Source organism: Borrelia anserina Es (assembly GCF_001936255.1).
Classification (GTDB): domain Bacteria; phylum Spirochaetota; class Spirochaetia; order Borreliales; family Borreliaceae; genus Borrelia; species Borrelia anserina.
In genome coordinates, this window is the sequence record NZ_CP013704.1 from 424,271 (window position 1) to 441,831 (window position 17,561).

The 17,561-nt window shown below is 33.2% G+C and carries 8 protein-coding genes, 2 tRNA genes and 3 rRNA genes; 4 read left to right on the forward strand and 9 right to left on the reverse strand.

Going from position 1 to position 17,561, the window contains the following annotated elements:
• Nucleotides 1-2 precede the first annotated feature (2 nt).
• The 5 genes from N187_RS02020 to N187_RS02040 form a co-directional block, all read right to left on the reverse strand.
• Nucleotides 3-932 (reverse strand): GGDEF domain-containing response regulator, encoded by a 930-nt coding sequence (locus tag N187_RS02020; protein WP_025419599.1) that lies wholly within the window; start codon nucleotides 930-932, stop codon nucleotides 3-5.
• Complete coding sequence (locus N187_RS02025) at nucleotides 932-5,377, reverse strand: ATP-binding protein (protein ID WP_025419600.1); 4,446 nt, start codon at nucleotides 5,375-5,377, stop codon at nucleotides 932-934. Before N187_RS02025 ends, N187_RS02020 begins: the two co-directional genes overlap by 1 nt.
• A gap of 82 nt (nucleotides 5,378-5,459) precedes the next feature.
• Nucleotides 5,460-5,570, reverse strand: a 5S ribosomal RNA gene (gene rrf, locus N187_RS02030).
• A 25-nt stretch (nucleotides 5,571-5,595) separates the two neighbouring features.
• A 23S ribosomal RNA gene (locus N187_RS02035) occupies nucleotides 5,596-8,531 on the reverse strand.
• 320 nt (nucleotides 8,532-8,851) lie between these two features.
• Nucleotides 8,852-9,694: a Cof-type HAD-IIB family hydrolase gene (locus N187_RS02040; RefSeq protein ID WP_025419601.1), complete on the reverse strand. Its 843-nt coding sequence runs from the start codon at nucleotides 9,692-9,694 to the stop codon at nucleotides 8,852-8,854.
• Nucleotides 9,695-9,990: 296 nt separating this feature from the next.
• Here N187_RS02040 and N187_RS02045 point away from each other — a divergent pair, with 296 nt between their 5' ends.
• The 3 genes from N187_RS02045 to purB are packed head-to-tail and all read left to right on the forward strand — an operon-like array spanning nucleotide 9,991 to nucleotide 13,001.
• Nucleotides 9,991-10,317 (forward strand): phosphoribosyltransferase family protein, encoded by a 327-nt coding sequence (locus N187_RS02045; protein ID WP_233275056.1) that lies wholly within the window; start codon nucleotides 9,991-9,993, stop codon nucleotides 10,315-10,317.
• Between the two features lie 24 nt (nucleotides 10,318-10,341).
• A complete protein-coding gene (locus tag N187_RS02050; RefSeq protein ID WP_025419602.1) occupies nucleotides 10,342-11,625 on the forward strand; it encodes an adenylosuccinate synthase in 1,284 nt (427 codons plus the stop codon).
• A complete protein-coding gene (purB, locus tag N187_RS02055; protein ID WP_025419603.1) occupies nucleotides 11,610-13,001 on the forward strand; it encodes an adenylosuccinate lyase in 1,392 nt (463 codons plus the stop codon). The genes N187_RS02050 and purB overlap by 16 nt, the downstream gene beginning before the upstream one ends.
• A 9-nt stretch (nucleotides 13,002-13,010) precedes the next feature.
• Here the strand turns inward: purB and N187_RS02060 are convergent, their stop codons facing one another.
• Nucleotides 13,011-13,565 (reverse strand): DNA-3-methyladenine glycosylase, encoded by a 555-nt coding sequence (locus N187_RS02060; protein ID WP_025419604.1) that lies wholly within the window; start codon nucleotides 13,563-13,565, stop codon nucleotides 13,011-13,013.
• A gap of 176 nt (nucleotides 13,566-13,741) precedes the next feature.
• Here N187_RS02060 and N187_RS02065 point away from each other — a divergent pair.
• Nucleotides 13,742-13,815 (forward strand) — tRNA-Ile (locus N187_RS02065).
• Between the two features lie 495 nt (nucleotides 13,816-14,310).
• Here N187_RS02065 and N187_RS02070 read toward each other — a convergent pair.
• The 3 genes from N187_RS02070 to radA all read right to left on the reverse strand — a co-directional run bounded on the left by N187_RS02070 (nucleotide 14,311) and on the right by radA (nucleotide 17,546).
• A tRNA-Ala gene (locus tag N187_RS02070) sits at nucleotides 14,311-14,384 on the reverse strand.
• Nucleotides 14,385-14,461: 77 nt separating this feature from the next.
• Nucleotides 14,462-15,998, reverse strand: a 16S ribosomal RNA gene (locus N187_RS02075).
• A 147-nt stretch (nucleotides 15,999-16,145) separates the two neighbouring features.
• The gene (gene radA / locus N187_RS02080) at nucleotides 16,146-17,546 is read right to left on the reverse strand and encodes a DNA repair protein RadA (protein ID WP_025419605.1); all 1,401 of its coding nucleotides are present in this window, start codon (nucleotides 17,544-17,546) and stop codon (nucleotides 16,146-16,148) included.
• Between the last annotated feature and the right edge of the window lie 15 nt (nucleotides 17,547-17,561).

The window sequence follows — 17,561 nt, forward strand, 5'->3', positions numbered from 1 at the left end:
CTTTAATACTTAAGTTGATTACGACCAAAAATTTTAGCTTCATATAACTTATCGTCAGCACGCTTAATAATATTGGTAAAATTAGAATCATGTGGAATTTGTTCAGCTAATCCAACTGAAACTGTTACAAAATTAGAAATACTACTATACTCATGCACTATAGCTAAATTTCTAATGTCTTCAATTAGAATATCGACAATCTTAATCATTTCATCCAAACTCTTGCCTACAGAAAATAAAATAAATTCCTCACCACCATAACGAGCAATATCTATCTTATATCTAACAGCAATTTTATTTAAACTCTTTGCAATCAACTTAAGACATTCATCACCATTGGTATGTCCATAATTATCATTATATTTTTTAAAATAATCGATATCTAACATTCCCACAATGACGTTACGGCTATGCTCCAAGGCCTGCATCCAAAACTTAGCAAACTTATCTGTGAAAAACCTTCTATTAGGAATTTGGGTTAGACCATCAATTCTTGCAAGATTCTTAAAATAATCCCTAAGTCTCTTAAGTTCAAGATGAGTTTTAATTCTTGCATTAATAATTCTGCCATTAAAAGGTTTTAGAATATAGTCTACTCCACCGACATTAAACCCTTCTAGTTGAGCATCAATAGAATCTCTTGAACTAATAAAAATTATAGGAATATCTCTCGTCTCAGGATCACTTTTAAGCCTTTTACAGACCTCATAACCACTAACATCTGGAAGTAGTATGTCAAGAAGGATTAAATCAGGACTAAAAATTTCAACTTGTTTTAAAGCATCAATACCATTTAATGCAATTCTAATTTCATAATTATATTGCAAGATACCTACCAATAAATCCAGATTCGTAGGTGTATCATCTACAAGCAGCAACTTATGAGGTTCAACTACAGCTCCATCAAAATCATCTAAAATCATATCTTCCATCACGATTTCTCTGCTTTAACAGTATTCATCATACGTTTAACAATACTAGCGCTTTCTTTAAAATTGTATACTCTTAAATATTTAATAAGGTAATCAAGTAATATAATATTATTGCCATCCAACCTATATCTCTTAAGAACGTTAAGTACTTTCTTATATTCTTTGGGATTTCCATTCTCTATGCCATTTAAAAGCTTCCGCATAAGAACCAGGAATTCATCATTGCTTTTAAATTTTAATTTTTTCTGATCGTCAGCACCAATAACATTTAAAATACGCTCTCTTATATTCTTAACAAGTATGATCAAATCTTTACGTGCCTTAGAATACAATATTTTTAATTCATTTATTGAATCTGTACTTGTCTCAATCTGCTTAAACTTTTCAAATAAGTTACTACGCATATTACCAAGAGCTCCAGCAATTGAATGAGCTAGGTCTTTTATTAATTCTTCATTATTTAAATTAAAAGCCTCATCCAAGTCACGTATTAGACTATCACTAATATCAGCAAATCCCCTGCATAAATCAACATACATATCATATGTGATATTTAAATCCATTAAAGCACTAGTAACATCTAAATTAGGCAAATCAAAAAATCCATCTAATTTCTTATCTGCCATAATTTTATTATCTCCAATTTCAATATGTAAATATTTTCTTAATATGCAGTTAATTGAACTAATATGTATTGGTTTTGCAAGATAATCATTCATCCCATTTTCTAAACATCTATCTTTATATTCCCTTAATGCATGTGCAGTTACAGCTATTAACACACATGGATTTAAGTTATTCTGGCTTTCAAATTTGCGTACTTCTTTAGACACCATAAATCCATCACAACTTGACATTCTTATATCAATAAAAGCTACATCATATCTTTTGGTTTTTAAAAATTCAATAGCCTTAGCACCATCATCTACAATATCAATGGAATCTTCTTTAATACCTATAACAACTAAAATATCCTTTAATATTCTTTGATTAATTTCATTATCCTCAGCTATTAAGATGCTAACATTATCTTTAATCTTAAGAGAACTAGACTCACCTATTATTGGAACATCGACAATTGGACCATTTTTAATCCAATCAGAATAAAAATCCCACCTTTTAAAAGGTTTTTGCATATATTCATATTTAAAACCTATAATCTCATCACTCTTTAAATAATAGAACACAAATACTATTCTTACATCATAATTTAAATTGTCAATTCTCTCAGCAAACTTAAGACCTTCGTGCAAACCAGAATCACTAACATTTATAAAAATAAAATCATAATAAGGATACCTACAATACGCTTTATAAGCATCCTCATAAGAGTAAAAATAATGTATGTTCCTATAATCAAATATATTACTTATTTCTCTTAAGACTTCAACAGTCTTTTTACTTAAAAATAAACTTAAAATCTTTTTGCTTGTTACCAATTCCAACTTACTTAATTCTTTGTTTTGAATCTTATTACCCAAAACAAAAGGCAACATAAATGAAAAAGTTGTTCCCCTCCCCAATTCACTCTCAACCGTAATGCCAGGACCGCCCATTAAACTAACAAGCTTCCTAGATATCGCAAGCCCAAGACCAGTCCCTTCATACTTTCTAGCATCAGAATCATCCCCTTGCCTAAACAATTCAAATATTCTCGGTATATTACTCTTTTTAATTCCTTTACCAGTATCGGTCACCTTAAACTCAATAACTATTTTAGTACTATTACTATCTTCTGTAATGCTTATAACCTCATAGTTTAAAACTATTATTCCGTCTGCAGTAAATTTAAAAGAATTGCCTATTAAATTAATAAGTACCTTCTTAAGTCTAGATCTATCTCCTATTAAATAACTCTCTAAATCTGATTTTGAGTAAAAAATTAAATCAAGATTCTGTTTTGCGCTTTGGGATTGAAAACTCCTCACAATACCTTCAATTTCACGTTCCAAATCTATTTCATTATTTTCAATATATATCCCATTCATGTCTATTTTAGAGATATATAATATATCATCAATTAAAGAAAGCAATGAGATAGATGAATAATTTATCATTTGTACATACTCTTTTTGAACACCTAAAAGTCCGGTATTCTCCAAAAGCTCGGTAGCAGCTATTATACCATTAATGGGAGTACGAATATCATGACTCATACTTGCTAAAAAAATAGTCTTAGCAACAATAGCATCCTCAATAACTTTTTTCTCACTGATTGCATAAGAATACATTTTTTTCCTAAATCCTATCTCCTTCCATAAATTAAATAGGAAAAAGACAAAAATAGTAAAAACAAACATGCTGATGGTTAATACTGCTATACCAGACTTTTTTAGTCGCATATCTTTAGAACTCTCATGAACACTAAATACCCAGTCATCAAAATATAATTTATTGTTCACATTTGTACGGAATAAAATCTTTTGTACAATCCTTCTTAAAATATGATCCTGGTTATAAACTGCAACATTTACATTAAACGTTAGATCTGGAACGGTAAGAATTTTTTTAATATCCCTAATATCTAGGTCTTCAAAATTAATAGTAGCAGTATATTCATCGCTAACAATCCCACTGACCTTACCTCTATAAAGAAGATCTAAAGCTTCTTTAAAACTATCAACTTGTACCAGCTGTGTTCCTATTTGAGTTTCTAATTCCTTGGTATACAAAAATTTCAATACTGCAATACAATCAGACGACCTAGATGTAAATAATCTAGATTTATTTGAGAAAAGATGTAGTGGAATTTCTGAAACTGCTTTGACATTAAAAACATAATCTGAATTTGAATTATCTAAATTAGCAGATAATATATCTATTTTTCCTAATTTAACTAATTCTTCAATTTCGCCCTCAGGCACACTTACAATATTAAAATCCAAATTTGTCAATCGTCTTATCTTATTAATTAACCTCTCATTAATCCCTTTATAACGACCGGAATCAAAATAATCAATAGGATACCAATTTTTAACAGCAAGATTTAATTTTCTATTACTTTGTAGCCAAATTTTTTCCTCAATATTAAAATTAGTGATATTCATGTGTCCATAAAAATTATCTTGATAATCTTTGATTTCACCTTGTCCAAGCCAATTTTTACCTATTTGTAACAAGGTATCAAATAAAATGTTAGGTATTAATGAATTAAGCATATATGTAAACAATTGTAATCGTTCATTATTGGCAGCTAATACCAAAGATTTTCTTTTGGTTAAACTGGAATCTCTAAAACTCAATATATTATTATATCCATGTAGTCTTGACAAATAGTTTGTAGTAATGGAATTTTCTACGAATCCATATGAACGATTGATGATATCTAAAAAATTACTTACTATATCTGTATTTTTATCTAAGAGAATACCATTAAAATTAAAATCAATAATTTGTGAATTTATAACTTTATTACTATTTTTAGCATTAGTTAAATATAAATTAAAATCCAGTGAGCATATTGGAGCAATTACTCTATACTTTTGAGAACTTAAAATATTATTATCCTCAATAATTCCTCCCCAAATAGATACATCCTTATCGTCTAGGCTTCTTTTAATACTCTCCTTTGGAAATCCTATAAATTTCACTGAAAAACCATATTCTCTAGCAAGAGCATTCCATAAGTCAACTAAAATTCCTGAAAATTGACCCTTAGAATTAATAAAACTAAAAGGAGGATAATCATTATATATTCCAACATCAAGCCTAAATAAAAAATCTAATTCTTTAAAAGAATCATATTTTTCTTTAGGAATAGATTGTAGATAATTTAAAAGATCCAGATCTAAATCTCTTAACTGAATGCCAGCATTCTTACTAATAGCAGCTCTTATGCCAAAACTATAAAAATATTCAGAATTAAAAACACTAACAAAATACGGATAGAAAGAATTATACCACACACAAGATAATGACTTATAACTCCCATAAACCAAGTCAATATTATTTTCTCTTAATGCTAGAAGTAATCTTTCAGTATCTGGAAATAAAGAAACATTATCAACATAACCATGAAATCTCAAAATATCCTCATATATAGTATTCTTTACAACACCTACACGTAACTTACTTGAAAAAAATAAATCAGAAGGTTTTTGCCCTTTTGATGGATTATAAATTAATGCAGTTACACATTTTCCAACCTCATTTTTAAAATAAAGATATTCATTTAAATATGAATTATAAGTTAATCCCAAATACACTACATCATCTTCAATGCTATTTTGATCAAGATACTCAATAGCTTCTACACTAATGTCATAATTATGATCTTGTGCCCATTTATCTAAAAGATCAAAAATTATGCCAAACATTTTACCTTCTCGATTCTTATAATAAAGAGGATAGTATTGATCTACAAGTTTAAATTTAAGAGTTTGATTAGCAATCAAACTGACATGAGATAAAAAAAATATAAATATAAAAATACCCAAACCACGCATAATCCCATACTATTCACAGCACAATACAATATGACATTAAAATACAATATATTTTAATGTATATTAAAATGAAAACAAAAAACCCTGGCAATAACCTACTCTCCCGCAAACTCGCAGTACCATCAGCGAATAAGAGCTTAACTTCTGTGTTCGGAATGATAACAGGTGTTTCCTCTTTTCTTTAATCACCAGGGTGTATTTATAAGGAAGACAAAAATATGGCCAAAGATTCGGGTAATTAGTATTAGTCAGCTTAATATATTACTATACTTACACTTCTAACCTATCAACCTGGTCTTCTTCCAGGACCCTAATAGGATATCTCATCTTGAGGAAGGCTTCCCACTTAGATGCTTTCAGCGGTTATCCCTTCCGAACGTAGCTACCCAGCACTTACCCTTGGCAGGATAACTGGTACACTAGAGGTTCGTCCATCTCGGTCCTCTCGTACTAGAGATAGCGCCTCTCAAATATCCAACGCTTGTGGCAGATAGGGACCAAACTGTCTCACGACGTTCTGAACCCAGCTCGCGTACCGCTTTAAATGGCGAACAGCCATACCCTTAGGACCTGCTCCAGCCCTAGGATGCGATGAGCCGACATCGAGGTGCCAAACCCTTCCGTCGATGTGAACTCTTGGGAAGGATAAGCCTGTTATCCCCGGAGTACCTTTTATTCGTTAAGTGACGGCGCTTCCACTCGCTACCGCCAGATCACTAAGACCTACTTTCGTATCTGCTCGACTTGTCAGTCTCACAGTTAAGCTACCTTATGCCTTTACACTTACAGAGTGATTTCCAACCACTCTAAGGTAACCTTTGCGCACCTCCGTTACTCTTTAGGAGGCGACCGCCCCAGTCAAACTACCCACTTGGCACTCTCCTCATATTCACTATGAGTTAGAAACTTAATTAAACAAGGGTGGTATTTCAAGGATGACTCCACTATCCCTGACGAGATAGCTTCAAAGTCTCCCACCTATCCTACACATATTTAACCAAATCTCAATACCAAGCTGTAGTAAAGGTTCACGGGGTCTTTCCGTCTAACCACAAGTAATCGGCATCTTCACCGATACTTCAATTTCACCGAGCTCCACGTTGAGACAGCGTCCAAATCGTTACACCATTCGTGCGGGTCGGAACTTACCCGACAAGGAATTTCGCTACCTTAGGACCGTTATAGTTACGGCCGCCGTTTACTGGGGCTTGAATTCAATGCTTCGCTTTTACACTAACATTTCCTCTTAACCTTCCAGCACCGGGCAGGTGTCAGTCCCTATACTTCTCTTTGCAGATTTGCAGAGACCTGTGTTTTTGGTAAACAGTCGTTTGGACCATTTTTATGCTACCTAATCTCTTAGGTCATACTTATCCCAAAGTTACGTATGTATTTTGCAGAGTTCCTTAACGTGGATTCTCTCGCGCGCCTTAGAATTTTCATCCCACCTACCTGTGTCGGTTTGCGGTACGGTCCCTTATAGCCTAACCTTAGAAGTTATTTCTTGGCACCTTGACTACCTACATTTCATGTTGCCTAAACAACACTCATCATCACATCTCAGCTCTCTTAGCGGATTTGCCTACTAAAATCAACACCTTAATGCTTAAACTAGGACTACCATCGCCTAGCAGTAGTTAACCTCATGCGTCACTCCAATCGAAACTATAAGAGGTACGGGAATATTAACCCGTTTCCCATCGACTCCACTTTTCAGCTTTGCCTTAGGGGCCGACTAACCCTGGGAAGACGACCTTTACCCAGGAAACCTTAGGTTTTCGGCGAATGGGGATCTCACCCATTTTTTCGTTACTCATACCTGCATTCTCACTTCTGATACCTCCATTAAACTTTCCAGTTTAACTTCTCAGGCTTACAGAACGCTCCTCTACCATTCTAACATAGATTAGAATCCAAAGCTTCGGTAATGTATTTAGCCCCGTTACATTATCGGCGCTTAAGTACTCGACCAGTGAGCTATTACGCACTCTTTAAAGGTATGGCTGCTTCTAAGCCAACCTCCTGGCTGTTTACGTACCTAAACCTCCTTTTCCACTTAACACATTTTTGAGACCTTAGCTGTTGGTCTGGGTTGTTTCCCTCTCGACCATGGACCTTATCGCCCATAGTCTCACTCCTATTCATCATGCAATAGCATTCGGAGTTTAACTGAGTTTGGTACCCTTTGACAGGCCCTAGCTCAATTAGTGCTCTACCTCTATTGCACTAAAATAAGGCTGAACTTAAATCCATTTCGAGGAGAACCAGCTATCTCCGAGTTTGTTTAGCCTTTCACTCCTATTCACAGCTCATCCCTGCCTTTTTAAACAGACTAGAGTTCGGCCCTCCACTTGGTTTTACCCAAGCTTCAGCCTGGCCATAAATAGATCACTCGGCTTCGGGTCTACCACATCTAACTAAATCGCCCGTTTAAGACTCGCTTTCGCTCAGGCTCCAGCACTACTATGCCTTAACCTCGCTAGACATGATAACTCGCAGGTTCATTATGCAAAAGGCACGCCATCACCATGAATAATCATGGCTCTGACTGCTTGTAAGTCTACGGTTTCAGTTCTATTTCACTCCCCTCCCGGGGTTCTTTTCACCTTTCCCTCACGGTACTCTTCACTATCGGTAGCTTTATAGTATTTAGCCTTGGAGAGTGGTCTCCCCAGCTTCAGACAGGGTTTCTCGTGTCCCGTCCTACTTAGGAACATCTTTAAGAAGATATTTATATTTAAATTACAGGGCTATCACCTTCTTTGGCTAACCTTTCCAGGTTATTCTTCTATATAAATATTTTGTAACTTCTCAGCTTATTGCAGACTAAGCTTCAAGCGTCCTGCAACCCTCTAAATGCAACGCTCTGCAGCTTGACACATTTAAAGTTTAGGCTACTCCCCTTTCGCTCGCCACTACTTAGGGAATCTCTTTGATTTCTTTTCCTCAGGGTACTTAGATGGTTCACTTCCCCTGGTATTGCCTTTACTACATAAGTAGTAAATAATTAGCATCTAGCTAATTGGATTACTCCATTCGGTGATCTTGGGATCATAAAATGTTTGCTTCTCCCCCAAGCTTTTCGCAGCTTACCACGACCTTCTTCGCCTTAAAGCTCCTAGGCATCCACCATAGACTCTTTATTACTTTGACCATATTTTTATCTTCCATCTCTAATTTGCCAATCGTTTATACAACATAAAATAATATATACTTTTAGTTTTACTATGTCAATACTATTATCACACTTTTTATTAAATAATTTTTTCAAAATTAAAGCATACATATAAAAAGCACTAAATCAAGTATGCCTATAAAAAAACAATCTCATAATTTAAACATAAAATGACTATGAAAAACACATAAATCATATGGAATCATAATTAAAATATTTATTTTAAAAAAAGTAAAATAGACACTTATAACCTAAGTGGTTTATATCTAAATTAGTTTAGATAAGATATAAGAGAAAGATTACCTAAAATAAATATCAAGGTTAAAAAACTCAATTAAAAACCTTGCAACTCCATCTTCATCATTACTAAATTTCGTAAGCTCATTGCTTGGCAAATTATTCTTAACAAACTCGCTTGCATTTTTCATGAGAATACCTTTGCCAACATTCCTTAACATATCATAATCATTGCCACTATCTCCAAACGCCAAAATATCATTAATATCAATACATTCTAAAACAGAAATACTTTTAATAGCATTGTACTTACTAGCATCAATACTTGTAATTTCCAAAAGATCGTTAGCAGAATAAAACACATTTATATTCCTAAAATTTTTCTCCCTAATTTTATTTGCAAACCCTTCTAGTTTAGAAAAATCATGAGAATAATAAACAATCTTAGAACAAGAATCTATTTTAAGCTCAAATAAATTAGTAATAACAGGTTTTATTCCTAAATTCCTAATAAAATAACTCATAATTGGACTTCTAATCTCTCTATCAGAATACCAATCATTAAGAGTATAAAGACTAATATCAATATCCCCTTTTTCTACCTTAATAATTTCTCTTACTACATCATAATTTATATTACATCTCAAAATCAGATCATTTTCTAAAAATACCTCAGCCCCATTGGCTGTTACAATATAACGCTCATCAATTTGAGCTTCTTTAAGAAGCATTAAAATGTCCTTAATTTCACATAATCTCCTACCAGTAGCAATAACTATATGAAAATCATCTTTTAACTTTAAAAGAACTTTAAGAGTCAACGGCGTAATTCCATGACTGCTATTAAGTAAGGTTCCATCAAGATCAAAAACTAACATCTTATATTTTTGATAATTGGCATTCATAATAATTCCCTCTTTTTCAATAAATGATATCACATTAAATTTATGACTTTTAACTCTGACTTGAATTAAATTAACAAAAAAAATATAATGATGATGTCAAAATATTGAAGATAAAAAGCTAGATATAAATCTGGATGGTCTATGAAATCACAAGTTCACTTAAAAAGAAGCAAAATTAAAAGTCTAGCTCAAAAAGGTTAGAAACTACAATAAAAATAATATAGTTTTTACCATATTCTTAAAGGCTCTTTCATGTTTTTTCAGATATTATAAGAAAGATTGGACTGAACATAAAAATGGATTTTTTGCAAGACTCAAGTTATATAAATAACACTTATTCTTCACTGAACGTGATGATAAAGAAAGATATTAATATAGAAAACAGATATATAATAATCTTTGATGACACCATAAACACCGGAGCGACACACAATAAAATTGTTGCATGCTTAAAAAGCAAGAATTTCAAAGAGATTAAAATTTTTATCCCTTTTAACAAATTACATAGAAGATTAATAAAATTAAAAATAGACTACACTGAATTTGAAATCAAAAATGTTTTAATAGTAGGCCATGGTATTAAGCTTAACAAAAAATACAGAACTTTAAAGAACGTAGTATAAATAAATAACGAAGAGGAGAAATAAATGTCAATTTATGCAGTTATTGGTACTCAATGGGGAGATGAAGGCAAGGGAAAAATTATAGATTTTCTCTCATCAAAATCAGATTATGTTGTAAGGTTTAATGGAGGGAATAACGCCGGACATACAATCGTTGTCAATAATAAAAAATTTATTTTCAATCTATTACCATCAGGTGTTTTACAAGGAGCAAAATGCATACTTGGACCTGGTGTAGTAATTAATCCATTAATCTTAATTGAAGAACTTGAAACACTCAAGCACAATAACATAAAGACAGAAATACTCATAAGTGACAAAGCTCACATAGTAATGCCTTATCACATTAAACTTGACGAGCTAAGCGAACAAAAAAAGGATACATATAAGATTGGAACCACAAAACGAGGCATTGGTCCTTGTTATGCCGATAAAATCAACAGAACTGGTATAAGAGCTACTGACCTACTTAATATGGAGATTTTTAAAAAAAAACTCAAAATAAATTTAGATGAAAAAAATGAAATCATAGAAAAGATATACAACGATAAGCCTCTTAATTACAACGACATCTTAAGCAAATATAAAGAATATGCAGTAATGCTTCAATCTGCAATTACAAATACAGAAGAAATATTAAATCATGCAATAAATTCAGGAAAAACTATCTTGATAGAAGGAGCTCAAGGTACAATGCTTGACATTGAACATGGAACGTTTCCATTTGTAACATCAAGTAATACATTAATTACGGCAGCAACAGGATGTGGTATTCCTATCTCAAAAATAAAACAAAAGATTGGTATAATAAAAGCATTTTCATCAAGAGTTGGTTCAGGACCTTTTATAACTGAAATCTCAGGTCCTATTGGGGATAAAATTAGGGAAAAGGGACAAGAATATGGTTCAACAACAAAAAGACCTAGGAGAATTGGCTGGCTTGATCTTTTAACAATTAAAAAATCGATAAATCTTAATGAATTAAACCATTTAGCATTAACTAAACTAGATATATTAAACGATATTGGAGATTTTAAGATATGCACAGCCTATGAATTTCAAGGAAAAATATATAACTATATACCCTCTTCTTGTGAAATACTTGAAAAAGTTCAACCTGTATACAAAGTCTTTAAAGGATTTAAACAAGATATTAGAAATATCAAACATTATGATGAGTTGCCTATTGAAGCTAGAGAGTATATCGAATTTATAGAAAGAGAAGTAGGAGTTCAAATCTCAATTCTATCTCTTGGAGCAGAGAGAGAAAAAACCATTTTCAGGAATAAAAAGTGGATAAATATATAAACCCCCTAAAATCAAGATATGCAAGCAAAGAAATGCTTTACATTTTTTCACCAAAATTTAAGTATACTACATGGAGAAAATTGTGGTACAACTTAGCTTTAGCTCAACAAGAATTAGGAATAGATATTGACAACAAACAACTCAATAAGCTATACAAACACATTGAAGACATTGATTTCGAACTCGTGGAAAAATATGAGGCAAAATTTCAACACGAAGTCATGGCACATCTTTACGCTTATGCCGACTTAGCCGGAAATAATGCTAGAAAAATCCTACACCTTGGTGTTACAAGTGCGTATTTAATGGACAATACAGATCTAATACAAATTAAAGAAGCCTTATTAATCATTAAAAATAAACTGGTACAACTTATCAAAACTTTAAAAGAGTTCTCAATAAAACACAAAAATCTGGCAATACTTAGCTTTACACATCTACAAGAAGCACAATTAACAACTCTTGGAAAAAGAAGTAGCTTGTGGCTTCAAAGTCTAATTTTTGACTTTGAAGAACTTAATTTCATTACATCCAATATGTGTTTTAGAGGAGTCAAAGGAACAGTTGGAAACCAAAATAGCTTTAAAGAGTTATTTTTATCTAACTTTGAAAAGGTTAAAACCCTAGACATTAACCTTGCAAAAAAAATGGGATTCGATAAAGTTTATAAAATAACTAGTCAAACTTATGATCGCAAATTTGATTCATTAATATTAAACTTACTAAGCAATCTAGCCCAAAGCGCACATAAAATTACTAATGATATTAGATTTATGCAACATCTTAAAGAAATTGAAGAGCATTTTGATAAACATCAAATAGGTTCATCAGCAATGCCCTACAAAAGAAACCCTATTTATAGTGAAAGAGTAGCTTCTCTTGCTAAGTTTATAATGAGCCTACAATCAAGTGGTGGATTTATAGTGGCAACTCAATGGCTTGAAAGAACTCTTGATGATTCAGCTTGCAAGAGACTAAATATTGCTCAAACATTCTTAGCTGCTGATGCCATATTGATATTACTAAATAAAATATTTAACAATCTTAAGGTAAACAAAAAAATAATTGAAAAACATGTTAAAACAGAAATGCCATTCCTATTAACAGAAGACATATTAATGAAAGCAACAAAAAATGGAGGTGACAGACAAACTTTACATGAAAAGATAAGAATTTATTCAATGCAAGTAAGAGAAAACCTTGATTCAGGAACAACCGAAAACGACTTAATTAAATTAATCCTTAACGATAAAAGCTTTAAATTAACACCTAAAGATATAGATGAAATTTTAAATCCAAATGAAAATATAGGTTTTGCCTCATATCAAGTCGAAGACTTTGTCAAAGAAATAATTGATCCTATTCTTGAAAAGTAATAAAGAATACTAACATCTAGAAACAAACCTATTGCCCTTTATGTAAAATCGCCAGAGTTTACTCGCATACTCTTCACCTGCATAATCAACATTTATTCTTTTTGAACATGAAACTTCAAAATCAAAAGATAAACCTTTTCGTAAAAAAAGCTCACAATTATTAATAAGATCCACTTTATTAAACTTCAAATCTATATTTAAAAATCTAGTAAGTTTACCGGGTCCATTAGTAAATACGCCATCAATTTTTGGTGAAATCGGTTCAACACCTCTTATTAAAACAGCATGGGGATTATGTTCATTAGATGCTACAACATTCAACATATAATACACACCATAAATCATATAAACATAAGCATATCCCCCAATACTATACATGGCTCTGGTACGACTTGTCATTCTACCTCCATAAGCATGACAAGCCCTGTCTATTATACCCATATAAGCTTCTGTTTCAACAATCCTTGAAATAAGTTCTTTACCATCTATTTTTCGAACCAACAAGTGACCAAGTAGAGACTTGGCCACACTAACAGCATCTTGCATAAAAAATTCTCTATTCATCAATACAATTCTAAACCAAAATAAAAATCAAATTCAAAACTTATTATAATTGAAACAAGTTTGCAATAAAAATCGAAAATAATAGATAAATACAACAAACTGCTATAGAAAAATGCACTGTATTATTGACAAACATCATAAAGTTAAATAGAATCTTAAAGGATAAGGATAGTTTAGGGATCATAGCTCAGGTGGTTAGAGCGCAGGTCTGATAAACCTGAGGTCGGAGGTTCAACTCCTCCTGATCCCAATAACTAAGCTTTAATCCCTTTAATTACTCAGCGATTTCAATCAAGTAATCCAAAATAAATTTAATCAAGAGTTTTATATCTATAATAATCAACTTATAACAAGAAGCATTAAGAAAATAAGTAAAATAAAAACATGATCTGCAATATCAAAACATACATTATACCCATTTAATAGAAACAAAAACATTTTAATTTATATGAAGTAAAAATTATCTCCTACAAGTCATCAATTAAATATATTAGGTTACTAAGTAAAATAATTTTCAACAAAAGAAAAGATACTCTTACTATTTAATCGTGTGTCATATTAAGAAACTACTTCTGATTAACAAATCATTGGATTTAAGAAACTCTTAAAAAGAAATACAAAAGATATTTATCTGGATATTAAAAAATTATCCGAATCTTTTTAATGCTTAAAACCAACTCTAACTGACCCAAGACAACAAACTATTTATAAGACCTAACCTCCATTCATTTCTACAATAAATAAATGGAGGTTAAGGGACTCGAACCCTTGACCCCCGGCTTGCAAAGCCGATGCTCTAGCCAACTGAGCTAAACCCCCAAAAAAATTACTAGAAAAAACAAAGGAAGAGTTAAAATTAAAACAACATTTTACCTTAAATAATATCTTTCTCTTAGAAAGGAGGTGATCCAGCCACACTTTCCAGTACGGCTACCTTGTTACGACTTCACCCCCCTCACCAAACATACCTTAGATATCTTCCTCCCTTGCGGGTTAGAATAATAGCTTCGGGTATCCTCAACTCGGGTGGTGTGACGGGCGGTGTGTACAAGGCCCGAGAACGTATTCACCGTATCATTCTGATATACGATTACTAGCGATTCCAACTTCATGAAGTCGAGTTTCAGACTTCAATCTGGACTGAGACCTGCTTTATGCGTTTTGCTTCACATCACTGTTTCGCTTCGCTTTGTACAGGCCATTGTAGCACGTGTGTAGCCCAGGACATAAGGGCCATGATGATTTGACGTCATCCCCACCTTCCTCCGGCTTATCACCGGCAGTCTCGTCTGAGTCCCCATCTTTACATGCTGGTAACAGACAATAAGGGTTGCGCTCGTTGCGGGACTTAACCCAACACCTCACAGCACGAGCTGACGACAACCATGCAGCACCTGTATACAGACCCCAAACGGGGAATAGTTATCTCTAACTACATCCTGTATATGTCAAGCCCTGGTAAGGTTCCTCGCGTATCATCGAATTAAACCACATGCTCCACCGCTTGTGCGGGCCCCCGTCAATTCCTTTGAGTTTCACTCTTGCGAGCATACTCCCCAGGCGGCACACTTAACACGTTAGCTTCGGTACTAACCTTTCGATTAACACCAAGTGTGCATCGTTTACAGCATAGACTACCAGGGTATCTAATCCTGTTTGCTCCCTATGCTTTCGTGACTCAGCGTCAGTCTTGACCTAGAAGTTCGCCTTCGCCTCTGGTATTCTTCCTGATATCAACAGATTCCACCCCTACACCAGGAATTCTAACTTCCCCTATCAGACTCTAGTCATGCAGTTTCTAGCATAGCTCCACAGTTGAGCTGTGGTATTTTACGCATAGACTTGCATATCCGCCTACTCACCCTTTACGCCCAATAATCCCGAACAACGCTCGCCCCTTACGTATTACCGCGGCTGCTGGCACGTAATTAGCCGGGGCTTATTCATAAATTAACGTCATCGCTTTATCATTTCCTACAAAGCTTATTCCTCATTTATAAAAGAACTTTACAATCTTTCGACCTTCTTCGTTCACGCAGTGTCGCTCCGTCAGGCTTTCGCCCATTGCGGAAGATTCTTAGCTGCTGCCTCCCGTAGGAGTCTGGACCGTATCTCAGTTCCAGTGTGACCGTTCACCCTCTCAGGCCGGTTACTTATCATAGCCTTGGTAGGCCTTTACCCCACCAACTAGCTAATAAGACGCAGACTCGTCTACAAGCGAAGCTTTAAAGGCTTCCTTTCATCAATTAACATCTTAATTGACCTTATTCGGTATTAGCTACTATTTCTAATAGTTATCCCCATCTCATAGGTAGATTATCCACGCGTTACTCACCCGTTCGCCACTGAATGTATTGCTACATCCCGTCTGACTTGCATGCTTAAGACGCACTGCCAGCGTTAGTTCTAAGCCAGGATCAAACTCTTCGTTATTTTTATTTTTTAATTTTAAAATTAACAGGTTATTTATTTTATTTGGCTATTAAACCTTACTTAACTCTTCCCTTCTCTTCTCTTCCAATTCTCAATATCAACTCTTATCACTTTATAACATACTTTATGCTTTGTCAATACTTATTTTTATTTTTTTATATTAATATTTTTTAACAAACTGTTTTTATGATCATTTACCTTTTTATCTTGCACTAATCGCCTAACAATACCTAAAACATTGCCTACACCTTCATATCCGTCATAACAATTATCTCTTAAATTAGCACCCCAAACACTCTTAAATCCAGCTTTCCTAGCTGTAACAACCTTACTCTCAATACTAGAAGAAGTTTTGATTTCTCCTGAAAGAGAAATCTCACCTGTAAAGATCAATTCTTGATTTATAATGACATTGGTCTTAGCAGAAAATAATGCAACTAAAACAGCAAGTTCAATTTCTATGTCGTCAACCCTAATCCCTCCAGAAACATTAACATATACATCATCATTATTAAAATTAAGATTTAAATATTTACTAAGAACGGCTAAGATTCTTGATATTTTTTTAGAATCTATTTTTTCAGAAAAAATTCTAGGAATACTCATGCCTGTCCTTGTAATTAAAGCTTGTATTTCAACAAACAAAACTCTACTCCCTTCATTAATGATGCCAATAGCAATACCCGAAGATATTTCTTCCTTTTTTTCTAAAAAAATAGCAGAAGGATCTTTAATTTCAACAAGTCCCAAATTCGTCATTTTAAAGATACCTATTTCATTAATAGCACCAAATCTATTTTTGGTAGCCCTAAGCATACGTAAAGATTTTTCTGCTTCCTCAAAATAAAAAACAGAATCCACCATATGTTCTATTATCTTCGGTCCGGCCAAAATGCCATCCTTTGTAATATGTCCCACTAAACATAAAGTTATATTTCTACTCTTTGCCCACTCTACAAGCTTGTAAACACAATGTTTTAACTGAGAAACCCCTCCAAAACCACCTTGAACCTCTCTTGAATGCAAAGTTTGAATAGAATCAATAACCACAAAATCAAGCTCAACTTTTGCAAGTATCTCTATTAAAGAATCAACATTTATCTCATTAGTTATTAATATATCAGAAGAAATCTTTAGTCTATTTGCTCTTAATTTAATTTGTAGAATCGATTCTTCACCTGCAAGATAAAGTACATTCTTGCCCGAAAGTGAAAGAATATTAGAAATTTGAAGTAAAAAAGTTGATTTTCCAATGCCAGGCTCTCCCGATATCAAAATTACACTACCAATTACAATACCAGCACCAAGCACTCTATCAAACTCATCAATACCTGTTAAATGCCTAACATTGTCAACTTGATTATAATCCTTTAAAGACAATATCTCTTTTTGCTGCTTACTCAAATTCCTATCATAGCCAGATTTAAATTCAGTATAATGCTCTAGGCTTTCCCAACTAAGGCACTCAGGACACTTTCCTAACCATTTTAAAGATTTATATCCACAATTTAAACATTTATAAATTTCCTTATCTTTATTTTTTGCCATAAAACATCAATAAAT

What these genes read in the sequence shown, in the direction of transcription:
- N187_RS02045 (WP_233275056.1), top strand. Translation starts at nt 9,991, where the DNA reads ATGGATTTTTTGCAAGACTCAAGTTATATAAATAACACTTATTCTTCA.
- N187_RS02040 (WP_025419601.1), bottom strand. Translation starts at nt 9,694, where the DNA reads ATGAATGCCAATTATCAAAAATATAAGATGTTAGTTTTTGATCTTGAT.
- N187_RS02050 (WP_025419602.1), top strand. Translation starts at nt 10,342, where the DNA reads ATGTCAATTTATGCAGTTATTGGTACTCAATGGGGAGATGAAGGCAAG.
- radA (WP_025419605.1), bottom strand. Translation starts at nt 17,546, where the DNA reads ATGGCAAAAAATAAAGATAAGGAAATTTATAAATGTTTAAATTGTGGA.
- N187_RS02025 (WP_025419600.1), bottom strand. Translation starts at nt 5,377, where the DNA reads ATGCGTGGTTTGGGTATTTTTATATTTATATTTTTTTTATCTCATGTC.
- N187_RS02060 (WP_025419604.1), bottom strand. Translation starts at nt 13,565, where the DNA reads ATGAATAGAGAATTTTTTATGCAAGATGCTGTTAGTGTGGCCAAGTCT.
- N187_RS02020 (WP_025419599.1), bottom strand. Translation starts at nt 932, where the DNA reads ATGGAAGATATGATTTTAGATGATTTTGATGGAGCTGTAGTTGAACCT.